The organism is Candidatus Poriferisocius sp., assembly GCF_965219775.1.
GTDB lineage: Bacteria > Actinomycetota > Acidimicrobiia > Acidimicrobiales > Bin134 > Poriferisocius.
In genome coordinates this window covers 1,537,230-1,563,995 of record NZ_OZ244793.1, presented here as the reverse complement: position 1 = coordinate 1,563,995, position 26,766 = coordinate 1,537,230, and the positions used below count along the sequence as shown (strand labels likewise).

Here is a 26,766-nt window from a genome sequence, read left to right as displayed (position 1 = left end):
CAGAACAGCACGGTGTTCAGTGGAGTCTCGCCCTCAGAACAGCCGGTGCTGGTCGGGCTGGATGCCCCGCAGCAGGTCGTAGTCCACCTCCACGCACTCGATGCCCCGGTCGGCGCTGAGGGCCCGGGCCTGGGGTCGAACCACCTGGGCGGCCAGCAGGCCCCGCACCGGGGCCAGCACCGGATCTTGGTTGAGGAACTGGAGGTAGCGGGTGAGCTGCTCCACCCCGGCGATGTCGCCCCGCCGTTTGACCTCCACGGCGATGGTGGCCCCGTGGGCGTCCCGGCACAACAGGTCGACCGGTCCGATGTCGGTGGGATACTCCCGGCGGACCAGGCGGATGCCGTCGCCCAGCACCTCGGGGGAGGCGGCCAGTAGTTCCTGGAGGTGGGCCTCCACGCCGTCCTTGTCGAGGCCGGGGTCGACGCCCAGCTCGAATGTGGTGTCGGAGATCAGCTCGGCGATGGTGATGGTGAGCTTCTCGCCGGCGGGGTTGACCACCGTCCACACTCCGTCGCTCTCCGACAGCCGGTTGGGGGCGTTCATCCAGTTGAGCGGCTTGTAGGCCCCGCCGTCGGCGTGGATGCAGACGCAGCCGTCGGCCTTGACCATGATGAGGCGGACGGCCTCGGGCAGGTGCGCCGACAACCGCCCCTGGTAGTCCACCGAGCAGCGGGCGATGACCAGTCTCACGGCCTGCTCGGGCTCACGGGGGCGGCGGTGGCGACGTTCATCGGGCGATCACCGGTGTCACGGCGTGATGACGGCGGGGGCGAGGTCGGGGTGGCAGATCACGAAATCGGACACGTAGGTGTCGGGTTGGTTGAACCGCAGTGGTGCCCCGCTGAGGCGGGAGACGTGCAATCCGGCGGCGGCGGCCACCGCGGCGGGGGCGCACAGGTCCCACTCGTACAGCCCGGAGGCGTGGGCGTACACCTCGGCGTGGCCACCGATGACGGCGGCGGCCTTGGCCCCGGCCGAGCCCATCTGCACGATGGAGGCCCCGAGGGCGTCGGCGATTTGGCGGGACCGTCGACCGGGGCGGCTCCTGCTGGTGATCACCCGGGGTGGGACGGCGGCGGGGGGCCGGGGCGGGGCCGGTTCGGTGGCCAGGGTGATGCCCTGGGCGGGCAAGGCCACCGCGGCGGCCACGGGAACCTCATCGGCCACCAGGGCCACGTGAACGGCCCAGTCGGTTCGACCGGGGACGGAGAACTCGCGGGTGCCGTCCAGCGGGTCCACGATCCAGACGCGGGAGCGGTCGAGCCGCCGCCGGTCGTCCACCGACTCCTCCGACAGCACCATGTCGTCGGGCCGGTGACGGGCCAGGGCGTCCACGATCACCTCGTGGGCCACGGCGTCGCCGCGGGCGCCCACGGTGAACGGGGCCACCCGCCGGGTGCTCATCTCGGTCCGCAGGGCCAGCAGCTCTCGGCCGGCCGCGGCGGCGACGTCGGCAGCCACCTGGTGGTCGTTCACTGCTTCCAACGGCGAGCCGACGGCGCCACGACTACCAAGCGGCGGGGATCCGCCTGCGCCACGAGGGGGCGGAGGATCATGGTCGGGCGGGGATGTCGAGCAGGCGCAGGACCGGGGCGAACAGGCCGGGGGCGGTGGCGATGAAGCCGCTCATCAGGGGGTCGGGCCGATTGAACACCACGTCGGCCCCGCTGAGGCCGGCCACCCGGCCACCGCCTGATCGGACCAGGGCGGCCCCGCCGGCCACGTCCCATTCGTTCTTGGGCACCAGCGTCCAGGTGGCGTCGGCCAGGCCGGCGGCCACCAGGCTCAGCTTGTAGGCCACCGAGCCCATGTTGCGCACCGCCACGGGGGTGGCGAAGAAGCGCTCCCACTCCCCCCGCTTGACCTCGCTGCGGGAGGCCAGGATCAGCGCCCCCCGTATGTCGGTGGTGCTGGTGGTCCGGGCGGGCGCCCCGTTGCAGGTCACCCCGGTGTGGTCGGACCCGACGATGAGGTGCCCGTTGGGCGGGCTGAGCACGCCACCGGCCACCGGCACCCCGTCCTCCACCAGGCCCACCGACACGCACCATTCCGGGATGCCGTCGACGAACTCCCTGGTTCCGTCGATGGGATCGACCACCCACACCCGCCGGCAGCCCAGCCGCTCGCCGCCGTCGGCGCTCTCCTCCGACAGCCACCCCTCTTCGGGGCTGCGCAGCTCTCGGGACAGCACCTCGTTCACCGCGGTGTCGGCCGCGGTCAGCGGGTCGCCGCCCTCCTTGCGTTCGGCCTCGATCTCGCCGGGGGTGAACCGCTGGAGTACTTCGTCGGCGGCGGCCAAGGCGTCGGCGATGCGGGCCACGTCGTGGGTGCGCGACATGTGGGTGGCCTCGATCTCCGTGGCCTCAGGGGCGATGCCGGGCCACCTCGGCGGGGCGGGTCACTCGGCCTCGATCGGTACGAGATAACCCGCGGCTTCCAGGTGGTCGATGATGGTCTGGGCCGACTGGTCGGGGGTCTGATCCACCGTGGGCAGGGTGATGTCGGCGTCGATGGGCACCTCGTAGGGGTCGGAGATGCCGGTGAACTCCTTGATGATGCCCGCCCGGGCCTTGGCGTACAGCCCCTTGCGGTCGCGCTCCTCGCACACCTCCAAGGGGGTGGCCACGTGGACCAGCACGTAGCCGCCGTTGGCCGAGATGGCCTCCCGGTTGCGGCGGCGGGGCTCGGCGTAGGGGGCGATGGGGGCGCACAGGGCGATGCCGCCGTGCTTGGTGATCTCCGAGGCCACGTAGCCGATGCGGGTGATGTTGATGTCGCGGTGTTCCTTGGAGAAGCCCAACTCCGAGGAGAGGTTGGTGCGCACCACGTCACCGTCGAGCAGGGTGACCGGTCGCCCGCCCCGCTCCAGCAGCATGGACATGAGGGCGTTGGCGATGGTGGACTTGCCCGAGCCGCTCAGCCCGGTGAAGAACACGGTGAAGCCCTGCCGGGACTTCTGGGGGTGGGTGCGGCGCAGTTCGGCCACCACTTCGGGGTAGCTGAACCACTCGGGAATCTCCTCGCCGGAGGCCAGCCGGTCCCGCAGCTCGGTGCCGCTGATGCTGAGGGTGGTGGTGGACTCGTCCACCTCGTCCACCGGCTGGTAGGTGTCGCCGTCGGGGACGTACACCATCATCTTGAACGGCACCATGGTCACGCCCAGCTCCTCGGTGTGGTCCTGGAGCATGTCCTGGGCGTCGTAGGGGCCGTAGAAGGGGTTGCCGGCGGCGTCGGACCCCGGTCCGGCGTGGTCTCGGCCCACGATGAAGTGGGAGACGCCGTGGTTCTTGCGGATGATGGCGTGCCACACCGCTTCTCGGGGGCCGCCCATGCGCATGGCCAGGGGGAGCATGGCCAACATGGCCGAGTTCTCAGGGTAGCGCCGGATGATGTGCTGATACACCCGGCCCCGGGTGTAGTGGTCGACGTCGCCCGGTTTGGTCATGCCCACCACCGGGTGGATCAGCAGGTTGGCGTCGGCCTCCACCGCGGCCCGGCGGGTGAGTTCCACGTGGGCCCGGTGCATGGGATTGCGGGTCTGGAAGGCCACCACCCGGTGCCATCCCCGCTCGTCGAAGGCGGCGCGGAGGTCGGCGGGGGTGCGGCGCAGCTCGGTGAAGTCGTAGTGGACGGGCAGTTGCAGGCCCTGGAGGCTGCCGCCCAGGTACCAGGGGGCGGTGGAGCGCAGCAGGTGGCCGACGCCGGGATGGTCGGGGTCGGTGCTGGCGAAGACGGCCTCGGCCTCGGCGGTGGGGTCGGGTTGGTAGGCGTCGGTCACGGTGAGCACGGCCAGCATCACCCCCTCCACGTCCCGCAGGGCCAAGCGGCCGGCGCTCTGGGCGGCCTCGGCGGTGTCGGCGTCCACATCCAGGGTGATGGGCATGGGCCACAGCGTGCCGTCGGCCAGCCGCATGTCGGCGCACACCCGCTGGTAGTCGGCCTGGTCCATGAACCCCCGCAGGGGGGAGAAGCCGCCGTTGAGCAGCAGCTCCAGGTCGCAGAGATGGCGGGGCTGGAGGGTGAACGACGGGAGGTCGCGCGATTCGGCCTTGAGGTCGGCGGCGACGGTGTCGTCGACCATGACGTCGACCAGCTCGCCGCCGTGGGGTTGGATCAATAGGGAAGCCACAGCCGTACTTCCTATCGCAGGGAAGCAGCCCGTACCCACTACTGCCCGGCTCCGCCTTTGGACTATCGGGCGCCGACTGGAGCGTGCCGACTTGAGCGCGCCGGCTACAGCACGCCGGTGGCCAGGTCGGCGGCGTGGGCCAACATGGCGTCCACCCGGCGGCCGATGTCGTGGACGTCGCCGGTGGTGGCCATGCCCCCGCTCATTCCCTGCAGGCGGCGGGCGTAGGCCCCCTCCACGATGCAGGCCTGCTTCCACCAGCTGAACACGGTGTAGTAGGCCAGGTCGGACAGGTCGAAGCCCGACTGGGCGGCGTAGCGGTCGGCCACTTCCTGGCGGCGGACGAAGCAGTCCAGCACGGTGGGCGGGTCGCTGAGGAAGCTCATGTCGTCGCCGGGATCGGCCCAGTACTGCAGCGACCAGGCGAAGTCGGCGATGGGATTGCCGGTGGTACACAGCTCCCAGTCCAGGACGGCGGCGATCCGCCACTGGTCGTCGAGCACGGTGTTGTCGAAGCGGTAGTCGCCGTGGGCCAAGGCGGGCGGGGCGGTCTCGGCGGGCTTGGCCGCGCTCAGCCGCTCGTGCAGCTCGATCAAAAGGGGCACTTCTCGCACCCCGGCGGCCTCCACCTGGCGACGCCAGCGCTTGAGCTGGCGGCCCACGTAGTCGTCCCGGCGGCCCAGATCGCCGAGCCCCACCTCGTCGAGATCCAGGGTGTGGAGGGCGATCTGCACGTCGAGCAGGCTCTGGGTGGCGATGTCGGCCTGTTCGGTGGTCATGTCGGAGGCCGAATGACGATCCCGCAGGATGCGCCCCTCCACGAAGCTCATCACGTAGAAGTCGGCGCCGTTCACCGAGTGGTCGTCGCAGAAGGCCACCGTCTCGGGGACGGGCACGTTGGCCACCGGTCCCAGGGCGGCCATGATGCGCCACTCCCGGCCCATGTCGTGGGCGGTAGCCAGGGCCGATCCCACCGGGGGCCGGCGCAGCGCCCACTGCCGACCGGCGGCGTCGGTCAGGCGGAAGGTGAGGTTGGACCCGCCCGCGGCGATCAGCTCGAACGCATAGGGGGGCTCGCTGGGGGTCACGTAGTCGGCCAGCCAGGCGGTGACCGGCGCCTCGTGGATGCCGGTGATCTGCTGGGGCTCGTCGCCGGGCGGGTTTGGTGGCGTGTGGCTTGGCGGCGGGCTTGGTGGCGGCGGCGGGGAAGAAGGAGATGGCGGGCCGGATTGCGGCGGCGGGGAAGAAGGAGACGGCGGGCCGGATTGCGGCGGCAGGGAAGAAGACTCCACGGCGTCAGTCTGGCGTTCCGCTACGGTCTGTGCCATGTCTGCGATTGCGCTGCAAGAACGCCCGGGTGCGGCCCGCGGGGAGTCCGACCGGTTGGAGGTGGCCCTGGGGTCGCGGGAGACGCCCATCGGGGTGCTGCACCTGGCGGCCACGGCCCAGGGGGTGGTGCGGATCGGCTTCGGATCCCAAGAAGCGCTCGACGACATGGCGGTCGAGCTGGGCTTTGGGCCGGGCTCCGATGGCGCAGGCGACCCGGCGTGGTTGGAGGAACCGGCCCGACAGCTCGACCAGTACTTCACTGGTACCCGCCGGCGGTTCGACCTGGCGCTGGACCGGCGGTTCAGCCACGGCTTCTATCGCCGGGTGTTGGACACCCTCATCGGGGTGGCCTACGGCACCACGGTGTCCTACGGGGAGTTGGCTCGCCTGGCCGGGGCCCCGAGGGCGGCTCGAGCGGTGGGTACGGCCATGTCCACCAACCCCATTCCGCTGATCGTGCCCTGCCACCGGGTGGTGCGAAGCGACGGCTCGGTGGGGGAGTACGGGGGTCGGCCCGAGGTGAAATCCTGGCTACTGGAGCACGAGCGCTCCCACCTGGGTTCATGACCCGGCTCAGCAAGCTGAACCGCTCGGTGGCCGGTCGGGTGGCGGTGGTGACCGGGGCCGCCGCGGGCATGGGTCGGGCCACGGCCTGGCTGTTGGCCGACGAGGGGGCCAAAGTGGCGGCGTTGGACGTGAACCGTGCGGGGGTGACCGAGACGGTGGCCGCCATCACCGATGCCGGCGGCACCGGGCGGGCCGTGGTGTGCGACGTGTCCGATGCCGATGCCATCGACCGGGCGGTGGCCGAGGTGCGGGAAGAGCTGGGGCCGGTGGACATCCTGATCAACAACGCGGGCATCACCGCGGCGGTCACGGTGGACACCCCCGACTTCGAGGACGTGTGGGCGGCCGCGCTGGAGGTGAACGTGACCTCGCAGGTGCGGATGGTGCGGGCCTGCCTGGACGACCTGAAGCGCAACGGCGACGGTCGCATCGTGAACGTGGCCTCCACCGAGGGGATCATGGCCACCGCCGAGATGTCGCCGTACTCGGTGAGCAAGCACGGGGTAGTGGGGCTCACCCGGTCGTTGGCGGTGGAGTTGGGGCGCCACGGCATCACCGTCAACGCGGTGTGTCCCGGTCCCATCCGCACGGCCATGACCGATTCCATCCCCGAGAAGGACAAGCAGACCTACGCTCGCCGACGGGTACCGGCCCGTCGCTACGGGGTGCCCGAGGAGGTGGCCCAGATCACCTTGTCGTTGGTGCTGCCGGCGGCCTCGTTCATCAACGGGGCCATCGTGCCGGTGGACGGCGGCCACCACGCCAAGTCGAACTGAGCTACTGCTCCAGGCGCTTCGGTTGCTTCAGGCCGATCTGAGCCGTCGAACTGACTTGTCGGCTCAGGCGGTGCGGCGCTTCTTCTCGTTCCAGAAGACGGCCTGCAACTCGAACTCGTCGATCTCGTGGTTCTGGTCTTCCCTCTCGGCATCCCAGAACGAGTGGGTCTCCACGAAGGCGGTGTACTCGGCGAGCTGCCGGGGCTCGGGGAGGTCGGGCACGTTGCGGAAACGGCCGAACAGATCCTGCGCCACACCGGAGGCGCGCAGGAGGTAGGCGCCGAGCAAATGCACGACGAGATAGGCCCCTACAGCTATTCCCAAAGTCATGCCTGAACCGGCACTATAGAGAGCCGCAGGCCGGACTACAACTGTTTCGCGCGAATTTCGTCGCGGCCGCTGTTGCCCCGTCCGGGCTCGGAGCGGGGCAATTTCCGTTCCCGGTGGCCGGCCCGTGCGCCGTCGGGTGCCCTCGAGCCGTAGAGTGACAGCCGTGACGGCATCATCCACCGTGGAGGTCGAGCACCCCGAACCGGGTGTCGCCCTGATCACCCTGTCGCGTCCGGAGCGGCTGAACGCCATCAGTGCGGAGCTCATCGCCGACCTGCACGGGGCCTTGGAGGAGGTGGAGCGGGACCGAGCCCAGCGGGTGGTGGTTCTCACCGGGGCCGGCCGGGGCTTCTGCTCGGGAGCCGACCTCAAGGCCTCGGCCGACGGGGAGCTGACCGAGGGTGCCGGCCAGAGCCGGCTGGGGGCGATCTACGACATGCAGTTGGATCTGGCCAACCTCATGCTCAAGATCTACGAGCTGCGGGTGCCGGTGATCGCCGCGGTCAACGGGGTGGCCGTGGGCGGGGGCTTGGCCATCGCCCTGCACTGCGACGTGCGGGTGGCGGCGTCGTCGGCCCGCTTCGGCTCGGTCTTCATAAAGGTGGGGCTGTCGTCGCTGGACGTGGGCAACAGCTACCTGCTGCCCCGGTTGGTGGGGGTCGGCCGGGCCCGGGAGCTGATGCTCACCGGACGGATCTTCGACGCCGAGGAGGCGGAGCGCATCGGGCTGGTGCTGCGGGTGGTGCCCGACGACCAGGTGGTGCCCGCCGCCCTGGAGGTGGCCCGCCAGATCGCGGCCAACAGCGAGTACGGGGTGTGGATGACCAAGCTGGGGGCCAACGCCGCCCTGGACGCCCCGAGCCTGCGCCACGCCATGGAACTGGAGAATCGCACTCAGGTGCTGGGTACCTTCACCGGCAACATGACCGAGGCGTCGGCGGCCTTTCGCGACCGCCGCGAGCCCCGTTGGAACCCCCTGTAGAGCGGGAGAGGACCGGAGCCGATGCTGCGAATCGACGACCAGGGACGGGTGCGGGTGCTGACCCTCGACCGGCCCGAGGCCCTGAACGCCTTCAGCGAGGCCCTGTACGACCTCGCCGCCGACGCCCTGATCGACGCGGCGGCCGACCCCGACGTGGCGGTGGTGGTGATGACCGGGACCGGGCGGGCGTTCTGCGCCGGTACCGACCTGGTGGAGATGGGGGCTCGGAACCCGGGCGGGGGCGGCGTGGAGCCGGGCCGGCACGGCTTTCCCGGGATGATCGACCAGATGGACTCCTTTCCCAAGCCGTTTCTGGTGGCGGTGAACGGGCTGGCGTTGGGCGTGGGGGCCACCATGCTGGGCTTCGCCGATTTGGCCTTCATGTCGTCGGAGGCCCGGCTGCGGTGTCCGTTCTCCAGCCTGGGGGTGGCACCGGAGGCGGCCAGCAGCTACACCTTCCCGCTGCTGTTGGGCCGCCAACAGGCCATGTGGACGTTGCTCAGCGCCGAGTGGATCGGGGCCACCGAGGCCCAGGAGATGGGCCTGGTGTGGAAGGTCTGCCCGCCCGAGGAGCTGATGGACACCACCTTGGCCCACGCCCAGAAGCTGGCCGTGCTGCCGGTGTCGTCCCTGGTGGAATCCAAGGCGCTCATCACCCACGGTTGGCACGACGGGGTGGCCGCCGCCCGCGAGCGGGAGAACGCCGCCTTCTCCCGGCTGATGGGCGCGCCCGCCAACGCCGAGGCCGTCGCCGCCTTCATGGAGAAGCGGCCCCCCGACTTCACCGGGCTCTGATCCCGGTTGCGGCCCTTCGGACCCCCTCGCCTACCATCCATCGGGCCCGAGGGTGACCGGTTCCGGGAGGGCCGCGGCGCCCGATTGCCGGGCGGCCCGCCACCACGGGGGAGTTCGAAGGGGAGGATGAATGGCTGAGACCGACGCACTGGGATTCTGGAGGATAGCCGAGGCCGACCCCTCCCGTTTGGCGGTGGTAGACCCCGACTACCAGGAGATCACCTACGGGGAGTTGGCCGAGCTGACCAACCGCATCGTCCACGGCCTGCGGGCCGCCGGCCTGGGGGTGGGGGATCAGGTCACCACCGTTTTGCCCAACGGCATCGAGCAGGTGGCGGTGTCGCTGGCCGCCTACCAGGGCGGCTTCTACCTCACCACGGTGAACTGGCATCTGGCGGGCCCGGAAATCGCCTACATCGTGGACGACAGCGAGACCAAGGCCTTCGTCGTCCACGAGGACTTCGCCGACCAAGCGGCCAAAGTGCTGGAGGAATGCGAGGTACCGGCGCAGGGACGCTTCTCGGTGGGGGCCATCGACGGCTTCCGGCCCTTCTCCCAAATGGCGGGCGACCAGCCGGCCACCCGGCCCGACGACCTCACCACCGGGTCGTTCATGTTCTACACGTCGGGCACCACCGGGCGGCCCAAGGGCGTGCGGCGGGCCTTGCCCGGGACCCATCCCGACGAGACGGCCGCCTCTTCGGGGGGGCTGTTCATGCTGCTGGGCATCATGCCCCACCAGGACAACGTCCACATCACGCAGGCCCCGCTGTATCACACCGCGGTGAACATCTGGACCACCACCTCTTTGCACATGGGCCATCCCGCGGTGCTGATGGGGCGCTGGACCGCCGAGGGCGCTCTGGAGCGCATCGACCGCTACCGGGTGACCCAGAGCCACATGGTGCCCACCATGTTCCACCGCCTGCTGCAGTTGCCCGACGAGGTGAAGGCCCGCTACGACGTGTCGTCGCTGCGGCGCATGATCCACGCCGCGGCCCCCTGCCCGGTGGAGACCAAGCAGAAGATGCTCGACTGGTGGGGCGACTGCATCTGGGAGTACTACGCGGCCACCGAGGGGGGTGGCACCTACATCCCGCCCGACGAGTGGCGCCGCTATCCGGGCACGGTGGGCCGGCCGTGGCCGGGGTCGGAGGTGATCGTGGTGGACGCCGACGGCAACCGGCTGCCCCCCGGTGCCAGCGGCACCATCTACATGAAGATGCCCGCCGGGCAGACCTTCGAGTACTACAAGGACAAGGACAAGACCGACAAGGCCCGCCTGGGGGACGAGTTCTTCACCGTGGGCGACGTGGGCTACTTAAACGAGGACGGCTACCTGTTCCTCAACGACCGGGCCAACGACATGATCATCGTGGGGGGCCTGAACATCTACCCGGCGGAGATCGAGGGGGCGATGCTGCAGAGCCCGCTGGTGGGTGACGTGGCCGTGTTCGGGGTTCCCAACGAGGACACCGGCGAGGAGATCAAGGCGGTGGTGGAACCCGCCGCGGGCGTGGCGGCCGACGACGACACCCGGGCCGCCATCATGGGGTTCCTCCGGGAGCAGATCGCCAAGCAGAAGTGGCCCCGGTCCATCGATTTCACCGACGAGATGCCCCGCGATCCCAACGGCAAGCTCTACAAGCGCCGGTTGCGGGACCCCTACTGGAAGGGCAAGACCCGAGCCATCTGATCGGCAGGGTGAACGCCGTGGGGCAACAGCGCGAGAAGGACCGGCCGACATGACGGCCCGCCTGTTTCGGCGTGATCTGGTGGAGCCCGAGGATCTGGCTCCCCGCCAGGTCCACATCATCATGATCGCCTTGATGACCGGCATGTTCCTGGCCGCTCTGGACAACTCGGTGCTGGCCACCGCGGTGCCCACCATCGCGGGCGAGCTGGGGGGCCAGGACCAGGTGGCCTGGATCCTCACGTCCTACTTGCTGACCGGCACCATCGCCACCCCGCTCATCGGCAAGCTGAGCGACATCTACGGCCGCAAGCTGGTGTTCCAGCTCACCATCGGCTTCTTCATCGTCACCTCGGCGTTGGCCGGTCTGTCGCAGACCATGCTGCAGCTCGTGCTGTTCCGGGCGCTGCAAGGGCTGGCCGGGGGCGGACTGCTGGCGTTGCCCATGGCCATCGTGGGCGACGTGGTGGCCCCCAGCGAGCGGGGCCGCTATCAGGGGTACATCGCGGCCACCTTCGGGTCGGCCAGCGTGGCCGGGCCGCTCATCGGCGGGTTCTTCGTGGATCACCTGAGTTGGCGGTGGGTGTTCTACGTGAACATTCCGGTGGGCCTGGTTTCGATGGCGGCCATGGCGGTGCTGTTCAACGTGCGCTTGAGCGCCGCCCCCCGCCCGATCGACTGGCTCGGTGCCGGGCTGCTCATCGCCGGGTTCGGTCCCCTGTTGATCGCCCTCAGCCTGGGGGGCGACGAGCTGGGATGGACGTCGTCGGGTATGGTTTTGGTGCTGGTGGCCTCGGCGGTGTTGCTGACCGCCTTTTTCTGGTGGGAGACCCGGGCCGAGGATCCGATCCTCCCGCCCCGGCTGTATTCCAACGACATCGTGCGCTGGTCGATGGTGGTGATGCTGCTCATCGGGTTGGTGATGTTCGGCGCCACCCTGTTCATCCCCGTGTTCCTGCAGGTGGTGACGGGGGTGAGCGCCACCGGCTCCGGCCTGAACATGATGCCCATGTTCATCGGCATCACGCTGACGTCGGTGGGGTCGGGGAGATTGCTCACCCGGTTCGGGCGCTACAAGGAGTTCCTGGTGCTGGGGACCGCGCTGATGGCCGTGGGCATGGTGATGTTGGCCGTGCTGTTGGATCGGGGCACCACCCAGGTGGAGGTGGGCTTCATGGTGTTCGTGATCGGGCTGGGGTTGGGGATGACCATGCCGGTGCTGGTACTGGTGGTGCAGAACGCCTGCGCCCACCGCGACATCGGCATGGTGACGGCGGCCACCAACTTCGTGCGCTCGCTGGGGGGGACGATCGGAGCCGCGGTCATGGGGGCCATCTACGCCGGTGGGCTGGAATCCTCCCTCGGTTCCAAGGTGACGCCGGAACAGCTCGCGGCCCTGCCCGATCCCGAGAGGCTGTTGGGCAGCCCCGAGCAGATCCGCGCCATCGGTGATCCCTCCACGCTCGAGGCGGTGCTGGACTCCTTCACGGTGGGGGTGCAGCGGTGCTTCGTGGTGGCGGCGCCGGTGATCGTCTTGGGCATCCTGGCCGCGGTGTTCATCCGGCAGATTCCCCTGCGGGGGCGAATCCAGTCGGAGGACGACGAGGACGGTGAGGTGGCAGGGGCCCACGGTGGGGCGCCGATGGGCTGAGGGGCGCGGGGTGGAGTTGGTGGTTGCGTGCTGAGGGGCACGCGTTGTAGTTGGTGGTTGCGTGCTGAGGGGCACGGGGTGGGTGCGCTGGGCTAGACACTCGGGTATGGGATGTTTGGAAGGTCGGGCGGCCATCGTGACCGGGGCGGCCCGGGGCCAAGGCGAGGCCGAGGCCCGCAAGTTCGTGGCCGAGGGCGCCTTCGTGGTGATGGGCGACGTGCTCGATGAGCAGGGTGAGGCGGTGGCCGCCGAGTTGGGCGAGCAGGCCGTGTATCGGCACCACGACGTGTCGTCGGCCGAGGATTGGACCCGGATGGTGGCCGAGGCGGTGGACCGAGGGCCGCTGCGGGCGTTGGTGAACAACGCCGCCATCCATTGGACCGCCCCGATCGCCGAGGAGACCCCGGAGAGTCTGCGCCGCATCTGGGAGGTGAACTACCTGGGGACGTTCCTCGGCATCCAGAGCGTGGCCGAACCCATGGCCGCGGCCGGTGGTGGGGGGATCGTCAACGTGTCGTCCATTGCCGGGATGACGGGGATCGCGCACCACGCCGCCTACGGGGGCACCAAGTGGGCGGTGCGGGGGCTGACCAAAGTGGCGGCCGTCGAGTTGGGGCCCCAGGGCATTCGGGTGAACTCGATTCACCCCGGTCCGATCGAGACGGCCATGCTGGCCGCCGAACGCCACGGTCGCCCCGAGCTGTTCGGCCATGTGCCGCTGCAGCGGGCCGGGGTGGCCGACGAGGTGGCTGATTTGGCCTGCTACCTGGTGTCGGACGCGGCGTCGTACCAGACCGGCCACGAGTACATCATCGACGGCGGCTCCACCGCCGGCATCCCCCTCCGCCCCCCACCCCAAAACTGACCACGGCACCTCTCCCCGCTTGCGGACGGGTGGCGAAGCCCTTGGCTCTGGGTCCGCGTCTGTGCCTGCTTGTGCCTAGAATTGCTTTTTGTCTGTTGCAAGCAAATTGCTAATCTAGGCAATTACCAGCTACTTGCTGTGCGCTTGACCGGCAAAATCGGATTGGGGGTTCTTCCTTGGCCCGCAAACAAGTTCCTCGGGCACCTCGACGGCTCTTCGAGGGAGCCGGCGCTGCGCTCGGAGCGCTCATGCCGCCAGGGTGGTCCCTAGACGTCGGGCGTTGCTCCGAGGCGGGGGGAACGATCCGAGTGACTTCACCTGATGATGGCACTGCCGACATTGCCGTGATTGTTCGCGAGGGCATCTCACCTCGTGAAGCAGTGGAAATCGACGGGCCTGAAGGCCAGGCACTGGTCGCGGCGAGCTGGCTGAGTCCCCGCACACGGGAGCTGCTTGGTGACCAGGGTCTCGGATACCTCGACCTGACGGGCAATGTACACCTCGTGGTGGATCGACCGGGCTTGTTGATCCGTACTGAAGGGGCGTCCCGCAATCCGTCTCCTGAGCCGACCAAGGGGCCCGGACTTCGAGGCCCGAGGGCCTGGGCCCTCATGCGGTCCCTTGTCGAGGTGCAACCGCCTTATGGCGTTGGCGAATTGGCCGCCGAGATCAATGCCGACCCTGGCTACACGTCTCGACTACTCACTGCGCTCGGTGAAGAGTTGTTGGTCAGCCGTGCCCCACGAGGCCCGGTGGAACGTGTCGAGTGGGATGCGCTGCTGCGGCAGCTTGCCCTGAGCTACTCCTTGCTGGAGAGCAACGGCATCACGAATTGGGTCGCGTCGGCGGGATCCGAGCAATTTCTTCGAGACCTGGTGGCCAGCCAAACCCCCAATTGGGCGGTCACCGGATCGTTCGGGGCCAGCGAACTCGTTTCGGTGGCCGCTCCGGAGATCACCATGGTCTACGCCGACGATCCCGATGGGATTGCCGCGCTCACCCGGCTGCGACCGGTCCGCCGAGGGGGCAATGTTGTCATCGCCCTTCCCTACGATGACATCGTGTTCGATCGCACCTGGCACCGCAACGGCATTACCTACGCCTCCCCGGCACAGCTCTGCGTTGACTGTTTGACCGGCCCTGGTCGCATGCCCGCCGAGGGGGAAGCACTGCTCGACTGGCTCCGCGCCCGCGCTCCGAGTTGGCAGGCCCCCTCCCTCATTCAGCCGGCGGATGCCCCATGACCGAGAAGCCACCCCGGATCGAATACGTCGAAGCCCGCCGTGTGCTCCTGGATGCCCTCGTTGCGTTGCGGCCGCACCTGGGAGCGGTTGTGCTCGTCGGTGCCCAGGCTGTCTATCTCCGCACTGACGGGCGGCTTCCCACCTACCAGGCCTTCACCACCGACGCTGACCTCGTGATCACTCCTGAACTGCTTGCCGGTGCCCCCCTCCTGGGCGCAGCCATGGAGACAGCCGGTTTTGTCTACACCGGTGAACCCGGCATCTGGGAACGGCGTGTTCATCGGCATGGCTTCGATGGCGCATTGGCGGTGCCGGTCGATCTCATCGTCCCGTCACAAATTGCGCCCGAGGCCGGTAGTCGCGGGGCCCGGCTGCCGGGAGGCCACGGCAAGACCACGGCCCGCAAGTGCGATGGCGTGGAAGGCGCTGTGGTCGACTTTGACCCGTTTGAAATTTCCTCGCTCGAGTCTGACGACCACCGGAGAATCGTGGTCAACGTGGCCGGACCTGCTGCGCTCCTTGTCGCCAAGTCCTACAAGCTCGGAGAGCGACTCGAGACGCCCCGCCGACTCCTGGCAAAGGACGCCGGAGACGTCTACCGACTCATTGACGCGACGGCAACCACCGACATGGCCGCAGCCACTATGCGGCTACTCAGGGACGACCGGACCGCGGCGACGGCTCGACGGGGACTCCTCCACTTGCGAACCCTGTTCCTCACGCCGCGAAGCACAGGCATCACGTTGGCAACCCAGGCGCTTGCGGGGGTCGTTGATGAACCCACGGTCACAACGGTGATGACCGGCTACATCCGAGAGCTACTCGAACTGGTGGATTCATGAAGGCCACTGCGCCCCAGAGTGCTCGATCTTCGGATGCTCATTTGGGCGGGGTGGTTTCGGGGATGGGGGGAGGTTGGGCCTGCGTGGATTCGGGGGGTGGGAGAGGCCGCATCCAATGGGGCCAAGTACGAGCAACGGGAGCTGGCTTCGGCCCGACATGGGAAGGGTCACGGTCTGGACGCAAGCGGTACCATCGCCGCTGAAGTACTGAGCCGACGAACGGGAGACGGGCATGGAGGGCATGGAAGGGGCAACGGCTGGCTCCTCTCAGCAAGCGGACTACGAATCCGCACTAAACGTCCGCTTGGCCAGTCTGCTCCGTCAGGAAGGGCTGCAGGTCATACGAACTGAGCAGCATCAGCCCGGATCGGCGCGCAGGAGACTTGACATAGAACTCAAGGTCGGCGGCATCATCGTCGCAATAGAGGCTGAGATTGACAACCGTCGCGGCGCGCTTCGCGATGCCAACAAGCGGCTGCAGGAACACGCTCAGGATGAAGCCGTCGTCCACGAAGCAGTGGCTGTGAGTTACCCAGAGGGCTTGCGTGTTGACGTGTTTGATGAGGAGACGGTGCTGGAGTGGGCGGTTCTTCCGTCAGAGCAATTTCATTCTGGGCGACCTTCAGACCTGGCCAGTGCCGTCCGCCTGATGCCTGAGCAGAGGGGCGACCCTGAGGCCGTAGCGAGGATCCTGGATGATGCACTGACGCAGGCCTGTGAGGAGTTGTCCACGAACCAAATGCAGGAACTTGCGGAATCCCTGGATCTCCCGGTGTCTCAGACCGTGAAAGGCAAATCAAAAGACACCACCGCCCCAACCGCCAAAAGGGGCCTCTTGACGGTGATGGCGGCAGCGATGTTCCATTCCCGGCTTGACGATCATCTTCGTGCCATGCGGCCTTTGGTTGATGCCCGCTCCGGACAGCCCTACCAGGGCGGGTGGCCACCGGGCAAGCTCGCAGTATGTATCAGCCAGGACGAACCTGTAGGTGCTCTCCACGATGCCTGGCAGAAGATTCTGGCCGTGGACTACCGGCCCATCTTTGAGGCTGCCTGTCGAGCTCTGATGGCCCCATCCCGCAACGAGGGTTGGACCTCTGCGGTCCGAAGAGTGGCCACAGCCGCCCTCTCGGCCGCCGCTGCCCCCTCGGCAGGCAGCCACGATCTGATCGGTCGGATATTTCACAGACTGCTGGACTCCGCTCGCTATGACGGTTCGTTCTACACCAGCACAGCAGCAGCGGTTCTCCTGGCGGGGCTCGCCATCCGAGATCGTGACCTGCCCGAAGACTTGTCCAACTTTCGGGTGATTGATCCAGCCTGTGGAACGGGCACCTTGCTGATGGCCGCTGCAGAGCGAATCCGCGAGCTGCGATCACCCGCCAACCGTGAGAGCGACGCGCAGACGCTGATCCAGGATGTGATCTGGGGCTTGGATGTAAACCTCACCGCATGCCACATGGCTGCTACCACGCTCGGACTGATGTCACCGTCCACCACCTTCAAGAATATGAACATCCACTTGATGCCACTGGAGACCATTGACAGAACTGGAACAGCGGGCTCTGGTGGAGCCCAAAGTATCGAGGCAAGAGTTGGATCGTTGGAACTACTTGCTGGCCTAGGTGCTGAGGGTGATGATGGGCAACGCCGTTTGGCAGTTGGCTGGTCGGCGGGCAGACAGGTGGACACCGAGACCGAGATTGAAGCTGACCCTAACTCCAATGACCTCGTCATCATGAACCCACCATACACCCGTGACTCGCTCCGACATGACCAGTTCGGAAGGGCCGAAAAGAGATTGCTGAAGAAAAGAGAGAAGCAATTGTTGTTCGGAACTGCAGCAAGGGGTGAGAGCGGTTCGACAGCTTTCTGTGTCCTCGCTGAGCATCTTGCTAAGCTAGACACGGGGACAGTAGCCAGCGTATTGCCATTGTCGGCTGCGGGTGATCCTTCTGGCAAAGAAGTCCGAAAACTCCTAGCTGAGTGGTTCCATATAGAGTGGGTGATTGCTAGCCATGATCCTGATAGACATTGTTTCTCAGAAAACACTAGTATCTCTGAAATGCTGGTAGTTGCACGGCGCCATGCTGAATCCGACCCATCTCAGCGACCTGCGACAAAATTCGTATGCCTGCGTCAGAACTCCCCTCTGTCAACCGATGCCCTCGCGCTTTCTGTGGCGCTGCAAGATGGCTCATTGGATGAGTCCATTGGAAGTGTGTCAGAGTGGCCAGCGGCTCAGATGGCTGATGGCAAGTGGCGACCACTTGGGTTACAGTCAAACGTGTTGGTAGAAGCCACAGAAGCAATTTCTCGCAGTAAGACATTTCCATCTATCCTATTGAGTAGCATTGCCAGTGTGGGCCCAGCCGGGCGGCGGATACGTGATGTGTTCACCAAACATGAAGTTTCAGACTCCCTTGGATGGAGAGCGCTGTGGCACAATGATACCAAACACATCCGTAGCCTTGAGGCAAAGAGTGATGTGTACATACATGCCAAACCTGGAGAGAGAGAGGATCGACTTGCCAAATCCTATTGGGCGCAACGATCAAGATTGTTCTATTGTGAAAAAGCCCGTCTGAATACATCAAGGATTTTCGCGGTTCGGACCCCAGATAGGACTCTTGGCTCGCATTGGATTCCTGTGCAGATAAATCGTTCAGAGGAGGGCGACTCATTGGAGAAAGCTATCTGCCTGTTCTTGAACTCTACACTCGGGGTTGTCTGTGCCGTGGCCGTTGCCGCTCCCAACATCCTGTCCCGAGTGAATTTCTCGTTGGATGCCACTGGTTCCATCCCGGTTCCTGATCTGACAGATGAGCAGGCAGCGAAACTTGCTGATGTGTTCGATGTTTACGCGAGCGAAGAGCTCTTGCCACTGGCGGAAGCGGCGGAAGACTCTGTCCGAGAAGCACTTGACAATGCAGTGGGCAGAATCCTCGGCGTGCCGGTCGAAGAGATGTCTCGAATCCGCTTCGAGCTCAGCCGTGAGCCATCGGTTCAGAAGTAGCGAGACAGGGTCGCCATGCTCGTCATCTTCCCGTCCTCATGGAGGACCCAATCCTGAGTCGGGATTAGGTCCGCGCCGCCAGGTATGCGGCTCGATGCGTTGAGGCTGGGCTCTGGATGACGTCGGGGGAGGGTCTCCCTCTCTGTCAGTGCGGAGTGTGCGGTGAGCGGATGGGAATTTTTTGAGCCTGCGTGGTTTCGGGGGGTGGGGGTGGTGTGGTAGCAAGGGCTGGTGACTGTGGGGCCGCTTCGTTTCTTCCATGTGAACGTGAACTGTTCCGACCTGGAGCGGTCGTTGGGGTTCTACCGCGACTTGGTGGGGCTGACGCCGACGGTGCGTACCCGCCCGGAGCGGCCCCAGCCGGGCGGCGCTTTCGGCTTGGACGAGGTGCAGTGGGACGCCTGGATCATGGCCGGCGACGACGCCCCCGAGGGAGCGGTGTTGGATCTGCTGGAGTGGCAGGTGCCCCGGCCCGGGGGATCGGCGCCCTCGTCGGTGACCCAGTTGGGTTTCGGCCGATTGTGCATTCTCACCGACGACCTGGCCGGTTTGCACCGGCGCCTCATCGACGCGGGCCACGACGTGTGGTCCCCACCAGGGCCCGTCGAACTGGGCGCGGCGGGTATGGCGGCGCCGGAGTTGTTCCTGTGCTCTGATCCCGACGGTACGGCCGTGCAATTCGTGCAGGCCGACCGCACCTGCTTGGCCCACGTGAACGTGAACTGCTCCGACCTGGAGCGGTCCCGCCACTTCTACTGTGACGTGCTCGGGCTGCACCCGCTGGTCCGCTCCTGTCCCGCGGAGCCGCAGCCCGGTGCCCGCTTTCGGGTGGACGGGGAGGTGACCTGGGACGCCTGGTTCATCGGCGCCTCGGACGATGGCTTGTCCGGCTTCATCCTGGACCTGGTGGAGTGGACCCAGCCCCGGCCCACCGGCACGGCGCGCCGGGCGGCCAATCACCTCGGGATTTTCCGGCTGGCGTTGTTGACCGACGACATCGACCGGGACTACCAGGGCCTGCTCGACGCCGGTGTGGTGTGCTACTCCCCGCCCATGGAACTGGAGATGGGCCCCGGTCTGCCGTCGGACCTGCGGGCGTTGTTCTTCGAGGACCCTGACGGCACCTGCATCGAACTCATCGAATCCCCCCCAACCTGATTCACTTCTTCAATTGATACGGCTATAAGGGTTTCAGGCGTGTTCCCAATCCTGCCTCAAAGTCTGACTTGCTGACCGTCCTTGCCGCCTGGAGCCGCTCTTTGGTGTCCTCAAGTGTCAGTACTTCCCAATGGTCCCGCACCAGAGTAAAGGCATTTCTCTTTGTTGGAGCTAGACGAACTACCAGCCAGATGATGTCTCCATCATTGAGGTCCTTGCTGGGAGTCTCACTGGCGCCACCCACAGCCTGGAAGAAAGGCCGGTCAATGGCTATGGCTAGCTTGGCACCCCATCGCCGCACTGTCGGTGCCTTGATGTCGAGTTGTGGCATGAGGCGCTTGGCACTGGAGGACCGCCAGTCAGGGTGACGAATTGCGTCGGGGAAGGGGGGAGGGTCCTCTTCGTCATCTCTCAGTTGTTGAAACTCTTGGGTCATCCCTTTACCTGAGAAATATACGGCTTGAATTTCCAATGCATGCCATCTCAGCTCATCTCCATGAGAATGAGCAATGACCATGTCAATTTTGCCTGCAGGCTTGTTGGTCTCTGTGCTCCGCATGAAGGGAACTTCGCGTGCTACTTCAGTGTCATGAATGGGAAAGTTGGCAACTTCAGTCAACCACTTGGTCACGAGATCCTGCTCTTCGAAGCGCCGAGGACAAGTTATCACTGGATCATCAATTGGATCACCTATCCGGTTGTCTGTACCTTCGGTGTAGCGCCGTATGGAGCATACACCACCCCTCTTGGAACATGGTGGCTTATCTGCCTGAAAGGGGCAAGCGGGATGTTCCTCACTTGTCTCACCCAGGGCATGTGTAGCGCACGAAACTCGTTCCTCTGAACTGAGCGACGTAAAGCTCTTGCCATACCATTCAGCTATCCCATAACGCGTCTTGACATTGTTAGGCATAGAACTAGTCAATCCTACTCGAATATGGGCCGTCGAGTGATGACTAATTCAGCAATGTCAGCATGATGAGTATTCCGCATGACAACTTCAACTGCACTAAATCTGTACTCCTGTATAAGGTCAGCAATCTCAGGGGAACGGTCGTAGGTCATGAGAAATTCTACAGGGGCTTCAGCTAGAAGTTTGAATAGTTGTCGATGGTCCAGATTGTGGTGAGCATAGAGGCGGCTTCCTGCACGTTTGCCACCAGCGGTGTATGGAGGGTCAATGAATGCGACGGCACCGGGCAAGTCGGCCAAGAGTTCCAAGAGTTTGAGGCCGTCCGTCTCGCAGAATGTGATGCTCTGCTTGTGTGCGGCAATGTTGTGTAGCCGCTTGATGATTGTATCGGGATACCATCGAGAAGTTAGGCCCCTATTGTTCTCCCCCAACTTGGTCAGGGCGGCACCAGGGGCCAGAATGCCGCCGCGGCGAGTCCGATTGAGCACAAGAGTCCTGAAACCATGCTCCAGAAGTCCTTGGGGAGCCTGCATGGCTAGGGCGGAGACGGACTCGTGAGTGGGGGTGAACTCTGCCACGAGTTCGCAGAGTTCCGAGTTCTGGTTCAATGCTGCATGCCAGAAGGCAGCCACGTCGTGATCCAGTTCGGCCATGATGCAGTGTTCCGCCAGGCCTTCGCACACGGAGGTGAGTGCGACCGTGCCACCGCCGCAGAAGGGCTCGATGAGGACCCGGGGTCTTGGTTGCAGGGGTGTGAGCCAGGCCCGGATATGAGGGATGAGCCAGGTCTTGCCCCCCGGATATCGCAGGGGTGACCTTTGGGGCACCGAAGCGACATTGACGGCTGGGATCGGGGACGTGGGAAAAGAGGGGCGAAGGCCAGGCGCGGAGGGCTGGTCTACAGCCGTTTCGTGCAGAGCCGTCATGGCTTCAGTGGTCTCTGGTAGCCCACTCTCCGTCCCTTCACCTCTGCCCAGCATTGCACGCCGACTGTTCTTGCTGGTGGACCCGGTAGCGGGGCCCTCAAAGGGGTCGGAAGGAGGTGGGGCCCAGTGTGGAATCGGCATTTGCTGGTCGTGTGGAGGTGGGTGCATCGACCGATTGTACGGAAGGGGGTGACAGCGTCGGGCAGGCCGTGGTCTCAGGAAGGGGTTCATTTGTCGCGCTCGGGGCGGGTGCCGATGACCTGGGCGTTGATCCAGGCCCAGAAACCGTCGGGTTGGGCGGCCCACCGTCGGAAGGCATCGGAGATTTCTTGCAGTTCGGCCTGGTCGGCCAGGCCATGGGTTTGGGCGTGGCGGGCGAAGTCGCTGTCGAGTACCCGCACGGCCCACATCTCCCCCCAGGCGGAGCGCGAATCGGCGTCGGCATGGACGGTGGTGTCGACGGTGGTCTCCACGTCGACGAATCCGGCCTGCATGACCCACGACTGCAGGAACCGGCCGGCGTCGGCCTCTCCACCGTTGGCGGCGGCCACCAGGTGGTACAGCTCACGCCAGCGCTCGATGGCCGGCTGTACCGGTGCGTGCACCATGGTGCCGTAGTCGGAGTCCCGCACGGCCACCAGCCCGCCCGCCCGCAGCACCCGCCGGGCCTCCCGCAGGGCTCGGACCGGGTCGGACAGGTGCTGGAGCACCTGGTGGGCGTAGACCACGTCGAAGCGGTGGTCGTCCCAAGGCAATTCGTAGGCCGAGCCGACCTCGAAGGTGGCGTTGTCCAGCCCGCAGTCGGCGGCGTGGTCGCGGGCGGCGTCCACCATCTCGGGAGACCGGTCCAAGCCCACCACCTGGCCGCAGCGGCGGGCCAGGCCGGCGGTGATGGTGCCGGGACCACAGCCGAGATCCAACACCCGGGCATCGGCGCGCAGCCGGGGCAGAAGGAAGGCGGCGCACACCTCGGCGGAACGTCGGGTGTAGGACCCCACCACCACCGGGTGGTAGCCGTGGGTGTAACGCTCCCCCCCAGGCTCAGGTAGTTGCGGCATCTCTGGAACGGGCTTCGACTCGCGGGTCGTCAGTCCGGAGACCAAGGATTGACAACCTGCAGTTGGTCGAAGCGCTCGAAGTCGCCTTGGTTGCGGGTGACGACGGCCATGCCTCCGGCCATGGCGGTGGCGGCTACGAAGGCATCGTTGACCGGGGCAGGGTCGGGAACGTGAAGCGCCGCAGCCAGACGGGCGACGTTGGTGTCGATGGGCAGAATCCGCTGCTTGAAGGCACCGAAAACGTTATGGTCGAGCCACTTCCGCAGCACGGCCCCACCCTCCTGATCACGTCTCTCGATGAGTTGTACCCCGTGTTCCAACTCGTGAATGGTGATCACAGAAACGAAGGTGAGGCCGGTTGGGGTTCGGCGGATCCAATCTTCTACTCCCGGGTTCGCCCGGCCCGCCCTGATCTTGCGGATTTCGGACACGACGTTGGTGTCGAGCACGTACATCAGTCGAAGGCGGCAGGCTCGGCCACGTCATCGAATTTGGGAATCTCGAAATCGATGTCGCCAACCCCCGGGGTTTGGCACAGCACTCTGCGAGGTTCGGCTCCTCGACGAGCATTTGCCGGTAGTGCTCAATGCTCAAGAGCACGAAGGCGGGGCGACCCCGATCGGTGATGTACACCGGACCGCGGCGGGCGGCCTTCTTGGCCTGTCCGGTGCCTTGGTTGAACTCCCGGCTGCTCATGCTGCTCGCCATATGGGCCATCAGTCTACCTCTCGGATATAGCAACGTTGCTTCAAAATAGCCGATTTAGGGTGGGAACCGGCGACCGACGAGGCAGATAGATGGTTGGCGGGTCTACTTGAGGGGGGTGAGGAGGGCGTCGAGGCGGTGGGGGCCGTTGGCCCAGAAGACCGGGGTCTTGCGGCGAGTGCTGCCGGGGGCCAACTCGGCGGCGGCCACCCGGTCCAGGAACACCTCCAGGGCCACCCGGCCCTCGAGTCGGGCCAGGCTGGCGCCCGGGCAGATGTGGGGACCGCCGCCGAAGGCCACGTGATCCTTGGGCCGGGCCCGGTCGAGCCGGAACTCATCGGGGTGGTCGAAGTAGTCCTCGTCGCGATTGGCGGAGGCCACACCGAACACGATCTTCTCGCCGGAGCGCATGGGCACGCCGAACACGTCGGTCTCGGCGGTGCAATCCCGCATGAGCATGTGGACCGGCGAGTCCAGCCGCAGCGACTCCTCCACCGCCCGCTCGCACAGACCCCGATCGGCCTTGAGGGTTGCGAACAGCTCGGGATCGCTGATGACCCGCCACAGCAGGTTGCCGATCAGATGCCGGGTGGTCTCGTTGCCCGACATGATGAGGAAGGCCAACTGGGTGCGAATCTCCACGTCGGACAGTCGATGACCCTCGATCTCGGTGGTGATGAGCCGGGTCACCAGATCGTCGCGGGCGTCGTCGCCCGCCCGGCGGTCGGCGATCAACGCGTCGATGTAGGCGGTGAACTCGGGGTGGGCCCCGGCCAGCCCCTCGCCCCGCTCGTTGCGGTTGGTGCGGGAGTAGGAGCCGTTCACCACCTCGTCGGTCCAGGCGTGGAACTGCTCCCAGTCTTCGGCGGGCACGCCGATGAGATGGGAGATCACGTTGATGGGCACCGGGGTGATGAACTCGGCCACCAGCTCGCCGTGGCCCCGCTCCAAGATGGGATCCAGGTACTCGTGGCACAGATCCCGGATGAACGGCTCTGCTCGCATCGACTTGTGGTGGGCCACGGTGGCGTTGACGATCCGCCGCACCTGGCCGTGGCGGGGCTCGGCGATCTCGCTGAGCAGCTTCTCCTCCTCGGGGACCACCACGCCGGCGTCGCGGAAGCTGGACACGAAGGTCTCCACGTCCTTGGTGGCGGCCAGCACCTCATCGAACTTGGTGAGATACCACCCGGTGGGGGTGCGGGCCACCGGGCACCCGGTCCGCAGTTCGGCCAGGGTGTCGTAGGGAACGTCATCCAGGTGGGCCAGAGGATCAAATGTCCGGGCGCCAGCGGAGGTCGGGGTCGACGTCTGGGACGGTGGGGTGGCGATGCTCATGGTTCTCATGGTGCCACATGGGGCGATGTCCTGTTCCCTGTCGTCGGTTGCTCCGAGCGGGATGACGGCGCCTCAGGTGACGGTGAACACGACGATGCGGGCCCACTGGTCGGGGTCGCCGGGGTCGGCATCGCCGTAGATGGGCCGCATCTCCTGACCCAGCTCGCTGATCCGGCCCTCGGCTTGACGCGCCTCGAACCAGCGGTCGAAGCCCCGTTCGCCGAAGTGGGCCGAGTTGATGCCGAGCGCACCCCTTGCGCCGGGGCCGGCCACCCGCAGCAGCCCCGCGATGGACTCCGGCCCGAGATGGCCGTGGGTGAACGCTCCCGCACTCACGATGCCGGCGTAGGTCCGGTCGGCCACCTCGACGCCCGCGGTGAGGTCGGCTTCGATGAGCCGGCGATAGGTCGGGCGGCCGTCAACGTGTTTGGCTCGGGCCTGGGCCAGCATTTCCGCTGAGATGTCGATGCCGTCGACCACGGCCACCCCCAGCCGGGCCAGTTCGACCCCGACCAGTCCGGTGCCACAGCCCACATCCAGCACCGGTCGGGTGGCGTCGGCCAAGCCGTCACAGAACACCTCGGCCACGTGGCGGTGATACACGTAGCCGCTGTCGGCGATGAAGCCCGACTCGTAGGTGGCGGCCCACGATGCGTACAGCTTGCGGTTGGCCTCGGGTCCGTCGACGGCGTAGGCGTCCTGCGGTCCCAGGGCCGGGGTGCCCGGCGGGGTGGTGCGCTCGGGCGACTCATCGCCCGGCGGCGTCGGGTGTTTACGGGGCCTCGAACCCACGTGACCATGGTGGCACGCCGGCCCCCGTGCCCTGGTGGTGTGTCGGCAAGGACGATGGCCGCCTCCGGGCCGGTCGGGGGTGCCGGTTGCGCCGGCCGGCGGTGGGCAGCAGCGTCGGCAGGGCCGACGGCCGCCTCCGGGCCGGTAGTGTGCCGCGCCATGGAGTTGGTGATCGGTTCGGTCTTCGACAACGCCGCCGCCGCGGTGCCCACCCGACCGGCGGCGGTGCTCGGGGCCCAGACCCTCACCTACGGGGAACTCAGCAGCCGGGCCCACCAGATGGGCCATGTGCTGGCCGGGCTCGGGGTGGGCCGGGGCGACCGGGTGGTCACCTGGAGTGACAACAACCTGGCCTCGGTGCCGCTGTTCGTGGCCCTGGCCCGAGCCGGTGCGGTGTTCGCCCCGGCCAACGCCCGGTTGTCTGCCGATGAGGCCACCGAGATGGTGGCCTTGGCCCGGCCCTCCTTGCTGGTGGCCGACGCCGACCATGCCGAGGCCGCCCAGGCAGTGGCCGAAGCCGTGGGTGTGCCCCTGGCCCGCCTGGGGGGTGCCGGACCGGAGGTCGACCTGGTGGCCGAGGCCCAGTCGGCGTCGGTGTCGGCCCCGGCTCCCAGCGGGGTGGGGGAGGCCGACCCGCACGTGGTGTTCTTCACCAGCGGCAGCACCGGACGCTCCAAGGGGGTGGTGCTGTCGCACCGGTGCAACTGGCTGCGCACCCGCACTCCGGCGCTGCTGGAGCCCCGAGGGCCCACCGTGTGCATGTTCCCCATGTTCCACATGGGGGCGTGGACCATCGCCCTGCAGGCCTGGCAGGCCCGAGGGCTGGTGGTGTTCACCGACCGGGCCGAGGCCGACGGCCTGATCGACGCGGTACACCGCCACCGGGCGGCCTACCTCAATTGCATCCCGGCGGTGTGGCGGCGGGTGCTGGAGGCCGACCGGCACCGCCACCTGGAGTCGCTGCGGTTCGCCACCTCGGGCACGTCGGCCACTCCGCCGGAGTTGCTGGCCGACCTGAAGGCGGCGTTTCCCCGAGCCCACCGCCGGGTGTTCTACGGCTCCACCGAGGCCGGTTCGGTGACCATGTTGGACGACGCCGACATGGAGGCCCGCCCGGGGAGCTGCGGCCAGGCCCACGTGGGGGTGGAGGTCCGCCTCGACCGGGGCGAGCTGCAGACCCGGTCCCCGTTCCTGTTCGACGGCTACTTCGACAACCCGGCGGCCACCGACGAGGTGTTCACCGCCGATGGCTGGTTCCGCACCGGCGATCTGGCCGAGGTGGACGGCGACGGGTTCTACTCCATCGTGGGCCGAGTGGCCGACGTGATCCGCACCGGCGGCGAGACGGTCTCGCCCACCGAGGTGGAGGGCCACCTGGGGGATTTCCCCGGAGTGGTGGACGCGGCCGTGGTGGGCATTCCCGACGACCGCTGGGGTGAGGTGGTGTGCGCCGTGTTCGTCGTGGCCGACGACGCGGCGGCGCCCACCCCCGAGGCGCTCCAGCGGCATCTGGGCGACCGCTTGGCCCGGTTCAAGCACCCCCGTCGGGTGGAGGTGGTGGACGCCATCCCCCGGACCTCGGCCACCGGGCAGGTTCGCCGCCGGGACCTGCTGGCGGCTCTCCTGCAGTAGTCGGCCGACCTGGGCAAGTAGC

Annotated in this window: 24 protein-coding genes and 1 pseudogene; 12 read left to right on the top strand and 13 right to left on the bottom strand. The window is 66.8% G+C overall.

Annotated features, from left to right (window positions below):
* Positions 1-33: 33 nt before the first annotated feature.
* The 5 genes from nucS to ACOQPQ_RS07060 all read right to left on the bottom strand — a co-directional run bounded on the left by nucS (position 34) and on the right by ACOQPQ_RS07060 (position 5,424).
* On the bottom strand, positions 34-693 hold the full coding sequence (gene nucS, locus ACOQPQ_RS07080; RefSeq protein WP_420638739.1) for an endonuclease NucS: 660 nt from the start codon (positions 691-693) through the stop codon (positions 34-36).
* A 57-nt stretch (positions 694-750) separates the two neighbouring features.
* Positions 751-1,479, bottom strand: coding sequence for an inositol monophosphatase family protein (locus tag ACOQPQ_RS07075; RefSeq protein ID WP_420640372.1), 729 nt, complete (start codon positions 1,477-1,479; stop codon positions 751-753).
* 76 nt (positions 1,480-1,555) lie between these two features.
* Positions 1,556-2,341 (bottom strand): 3'(2'),5'-bisphosphate nucleotidase CysQ, encoded by a 786-nt coding sequence (locus tag ACOQPQ_RS07070; protein ID WP_420638738.1) that lies wholly within the window; start codon positions 2,339-2,341, stop codon positions 1,556-1,558.
* Between the two features lie 60 nt (positions 2,342-2,401).
* Complete coding sequence (locus ACOQPQ_RS07065) at positions 2,402-4,132, bottom strand: bifunctional sulfate adenylyltransferase/adenylylsulfate kinase (RefSeq protein WP_420638737.1); 1,731 nt, start codon at positions 4,130-4,132, stop codon at positions 2,402-2,404.
* Positions 4,133-4,236: 104 nt separating this feature from the next.
* The gene (locus tag ACOQPQ_RS07060; RefSeq protein ID WP_420638736.1) at positions 4,237-5,424 is read right to left on the bottom strand and encodes a phosphotransferase family protein; all 1,188 of its coding nucleotides are present in this window, start codon (positions 5,422-5,424) and stop codon (positions 4,237-4,239) included.
* Positions 5,425-5,458: 34 nt separating this feature from the next.
* On the opposite strand from ACOQPQ_RS07060, the gene ACOQPQ_RS07055 reads away from it, so the two are divergent.
* Both ACOQPQ_RS07055 and ACOQPQ_RS07050 read left to right on the top strand, forming a co-directional pair.
* Positions 5,459-6,028 carry a methylated-DNA--[protein]-cysteine S-methyltransferase gene (locus ACOQPQ_RS07055; RefSeq protein ID WP_420638735.1) on the top strand — a complete coding sequence of 190 codons (570 nt, stop codon included), beginning with the start codon at positions 5,459-5,461 and terminating at the stop codon, positions 6,026-6,028.
* Positions 6,025-6,804: an SDR family NAD(P)-dependent oxidoreductase gene (locus tag ACOQPQ_RS07050; RefSeq protein ID WP_420638734.1), complete on the top strand. Its 780-nt coding sequence runs from the start codon at positions 6,025-6,027 to the stop codon at positions 6,802-6,804. The genes ACOQPQ_RS07055 and ACOQPQ_RS07050 overlap by 4 nt, the downstream gene beginning before the upstream one ends.
* A 63-nt stretch (positions 6,805-6,867) precedes the next feature.
* On the opposite strand, the gene ACOQPQ_RS07045 is transcribed toward ACOQPQ_RS07050, so the two are convergent.
* Positions 6,868-7,098 carry a hypothetical protein gene (locus tag ACOQPQ_RS07045; protein ID WP_420638733.1) on the bottom strand — a complete coding sequence of 77 codons (231 nt, stop codon included), beginning with the start codon at positions 7,096-7,098 and terminating at the stop codon, positions 6,868-6,870.
* 217 nt (positions 7,099-7,315) lie between these two features.
* Between ACOQPQ_RS07045 and ACOQPQ_RS07040 the strand changes: the two genes are divergently transcribed.
* From ACOQPQ_RS07040 to ACOQPQ_RS07000, 9 genes are all read left to right on the top strand, one after another.
* Positions 7,316-8,116: an enoyl-CoA hydratase/isomerase family protein gene (locus ACOQPQ_RS07040; RefSeq protein ID WP_420640371.1), complete on the top strand. Its 801-nt coding sequence runs from the start codon at positions 7,316-7,318 to the stop codon at positions 8,114-8,116.
* Positions 8,117-8,137: 21 nt separating this feature from the next.
* The gene (locus ACOQPQ_RS07035; RefSeq protein ID WP_420638732.1) at positions 8,138-8,911 is read left to right on the top strand and encodes an enoyl-CoA hydratase/isomerase family protein; all 774 of its coding nucleotides are present in this window, start codon (positions 8,138-8,140) and stop codon (positions 8,909-8,911) included.
* A gap of 130 nt (positions 8,912-9,041) precedes the next feature.
* Positions 9,042-10,607: an acyl-CoA synthetase gene (locus ACOQPQ_RS07030; RefSeq protein WP_420638731.1), complete on the top strand. Its 1,566-nt coding sequence runs from the start codon at positions 9,042-9,044 to the stop codon at positions 10,605-10,607.
* Between the two features lie 49 nt (positions 10,608-10,656).
* Positions 10,657-12,255 (top strand): MDR family MFS transporter, encoded by a 1,599-nt coding sequence (locus ACOQPQ_RS07025; protein WP_420638730.1) that lies wholly within the window; start codon positions 10,657-10,659, stop codon positions 12,253-12,255.
* A 106-nt stretch (positions 12,256-12,361) separates the two neighbouring features.
* Complete coding sequence (locus tag ACOQPQ_RS07020) at positions 12,362-13,120, top strand: SDR family oxidoreductase (RefSeq protein WP_420638729.1); 759 nt, start codon at positions 12,362-12,364, stop codon at positions 13,118-13,120.
* Positions 13,121-13,872: 752 nt separating this feature from the next.
* Complete coding sequence (locus ACOQPQ_RS07015; protein ID WP_420638728.1) at positions 13,873-14,364, top strand: hypothetical protein; 492 nt, start codon at positions 13,873-13,875, stop codon at positions 14,362-14,364.
* Positions 14,361-15,206 (top strand): hypothetical protein, encoded by an 846-nt coding sequence (locus tag ACOQPQ_RS07010; protein ID WP_420638727.1) that lies wholly within the window; start codon positions 14,361-14,363, stop codon positions 15,204-15,206. The genes ACOQPQ_RS07015 and ACOQPQ_RS07010 overlap by 4 nt, the downstream gene beginning before the upstream one ends.
* A gap of 241 nt (positions 15,207-15,447) precedes the next feature.
* A complete protein-coding gene (locus ACOQPQ_RS07005; protein WP_420638726.1) occupies positions 15,448-18,222 on the top strand; it encodes an N-6 DNA methylase in 2,775 nt (924 codons plus the stop codon).
* A 231-nt stretch (positions 18,223-18,453) separates the two neighbouring features.
* A complete protein-coding gene (locus tag ACOQPQ_RS07000; RefSeq protein WP_420638725.1) occupies positions 18,454-19,380 on the top strand; it encodes a VOC family protein in 927 nt (308 codons plus the stop codon).
* 22 nt (positions 19,381-19,402) lie between these two features.
* Here the strand turns inward: ACOQPQ_RS07000 and ACOQPQ_RS06995 are convergent, their stop codons facing one another.
* The 7 genes and pseudogenes from ACOQPQ_RS06995 to ACOQPQ_RS06965 form a co-directional block, all read right to left on the bottom strand.
* Positions 19,403-20,293 carry a NotI family restriction endonuclease gene (locus ACOQPQ_RS06995; RefSeq protein ID WP_420638724.1) on the bottom strand — a complete coding sequence of 297 codons (891 nt, stop codon included), beginning with the start codon at positions 20,291-20,293 and terminating at the stop codon, positions 19,403-19,405.
* Between the two features lie 14 nt (positions 20,294-20,307).
* Positions 20,308-20,946, bottom strand: coding sequence for a DNA adenine methylase (locus tag ACOQPQ_RS06990; RefSeq protein WP_420638723.1), 639 nt, complete (start codon positions 20,944-20,946; stop codon positions 20,308-20,310).
* 500 nt (positions 20,947-21,446) lie between these two features.
* Positions 21,447-22,277, bottom strand: coding sequence for a class I SAM-dependent methyltransferase (locus ACOQPQ_RS06985; protein ID WP_420638722.1), 831 nt, complete (start codon positions 22,275-22,277; stop codon positions 21,447-21,449).
* 29 nt (positions 22,278-22,306) lie between these two features.
* The gene (locus ACOQPQ_RS06980; protein ID WP_420638721.1) at positions 22,307-22,732 is read right to left on the bottom strand and encodes a type II toxin-antitoxin system VapC family toxin; all 426 of its coding nucleotides are present in this window, start codon (positions 22,730-22,732) and stop codon (positions 22,307-22,309) included.
* A gap of 100 nt (positions 22,733-22,832) precedes the next feature.
* Positions 22,833-22,973, bottom strand: a pseudogene (locus ACOQPQ_RS06975) (type II toxin-antitoxin system prevent-host-death family antitoxin); the annotation flags it as partial.
* A 114-nt stretch (positions 22,974-23,087) separates the two neighbouring features.
* Positions 23,088-24,320 carry a cytochrome P450 gene (locus ACOQPQ_RS06970; RefSeq protein ID WP_420638720.1) on the bottom strand — a complete coding sequence of 411 codons (1,233 nt, stop codon included), beginning with the start codon at positions 24,318-24,320 and terminating at the stop codon, positions 23,088-23,090.
* 72 nt (positions 24,321-24,392) lie between these two features.
* On the bottom strand, positions 24,393-25,112 hold the full coding sequence (locus tag ACOQPQ_RS06965) for a class I SAM-dependent DNA methyltransferase (protein ID WP_420638719.1): 720 nt from the start codon (positions 25,110-25,112) through the stop codon (positions 24,393-24,395).
* Between the two features lie 159 nt (positions 25,113-25,271).
* Here ACOQPQ_RS06965 and ACOQPQ_RS06960 point away from each other — a divergent pair, with 159 nt between their 5' ends.
* Positions 25,272-26,744 carry a class I adenylate-forming enzyme family protein gene (locus ACOQPQ_RS06960; protein WP_420638718.1) on the top strand — a complete coding sequence of 491 codons (1,473 nt, stop codon included), beginning with the start codon at positions 25,272-25,274 and terminating at the stop codon, positions 26,742-26,744.
* The last annotated feature ends 22 nt before the right edge of the window (positions 26,745-26,766 follow it).

Coding starts and splice junctions, on each gene's coding strand:
- ACOQPQ_RS07025 (WP_420638730.1), top strand. CDS start 10,657: ATGACGGCCCGCCTGTTTCGGCGTGATCTGGTGGAGCCCGAGGATCTG.
- ACOQPQ_RS06960 (WP_420638718.1), top strand. CDS start 25,272: ATGGAGTTGGTGATCGGTTCGGTCTTCGACAACGCCGCCGCCGCGGTG.
- ACOQPQ_RS06995 (WP_420638724.1), bottom strand. CDS start 20,293: ATGCCTAACAATGTCAAGACGCGTTATGGGATAGCTGAATGGTATGGC.
- ACOQPQ_RS07035 (WP_420638732.1), top strand. CDS start 8,138: ATGCTGCGAATCGACGACCAGGGACGGGTGCGGGTGCTGACCCTCGAC.
- ACOQPQ_RS06980 (WP_420638721.1), bottom strand. CDS start 22,732: ATGTACGTGCTCGACACCAACGTCGTGTCCGAAATCCGCAAGATCAGG.
- ACOQPQ_RS06985 (WP_420638722.1), bottom strand. CDS start 22,277: ATGCCGCAACTACCTGAGCCTGGGGGGGAGCGTTACACCCACGGCTAC.
- ACOQPQ_RS07030 (WP_420638731.1), top strand. CDS start 9,042: ATGGCTGAGACCGACGCACTGGGATTCTGGAGGATAGCCGAGGCCGAC.
- ACOQPQ_RS06990 (WP_420638723.1), bottom strand. CDS start 20,946: ATGGCCGAACTGGATCACGACGTGGCTGCCTTCTGGCATGCAGCATTG.
- ACOQPQ_RS07055 (WP_420638735.1), top strand. CDS start 5,459: ATGTCTGCGATTGCGCTGCAAGAACGCCCGGGTGCGGCCCGCGGGGAG.
- ACOQPQ_RS06970 (WP_420638720.1), bottom strand. CDS start 24,320: ATGAGCATCGCCACCCCACCGTCCCAGACGTCGACCCCGACCTCCGCT.
- ACOQPQ_RS07050 (WP_420638734.1), top strand. CDS start 6,025: ATGACCCGGCTCAGCAAGCTGAACCGCTCGGTGGCCGGTCGGGTGGCG.
- ACOQPQ_RS07020 (WP_420638729.1), top strand. CDS start 12,362: ATGGGATGTTTGGAAGGTCGGGCGGCCATCGTGACCGGGGCGGCCCGG.
- ACOQPQ_RS07070 (WP_420638738.1), bottom strand. CDS start 2,341: ATGTCGCGCACCCACGACGTGGCCCGCATCGCCGACGCCTTGGCCGCC.
- ACOQPQ_RS07005 (WP_420638726.1), top strand. CDS start 15,448: ATGGAAGGGGCAACGGCTGGCTCCTCTCAGCAAGCGGACTACGAATCC.
- ACOQPQ_RS07010 (WP_420638727.1), top strand. CDS start 14,361: ATGACCGAGAAGCCACCCCGGATCGAATACGTCGAAGCCCGCCGTGTG.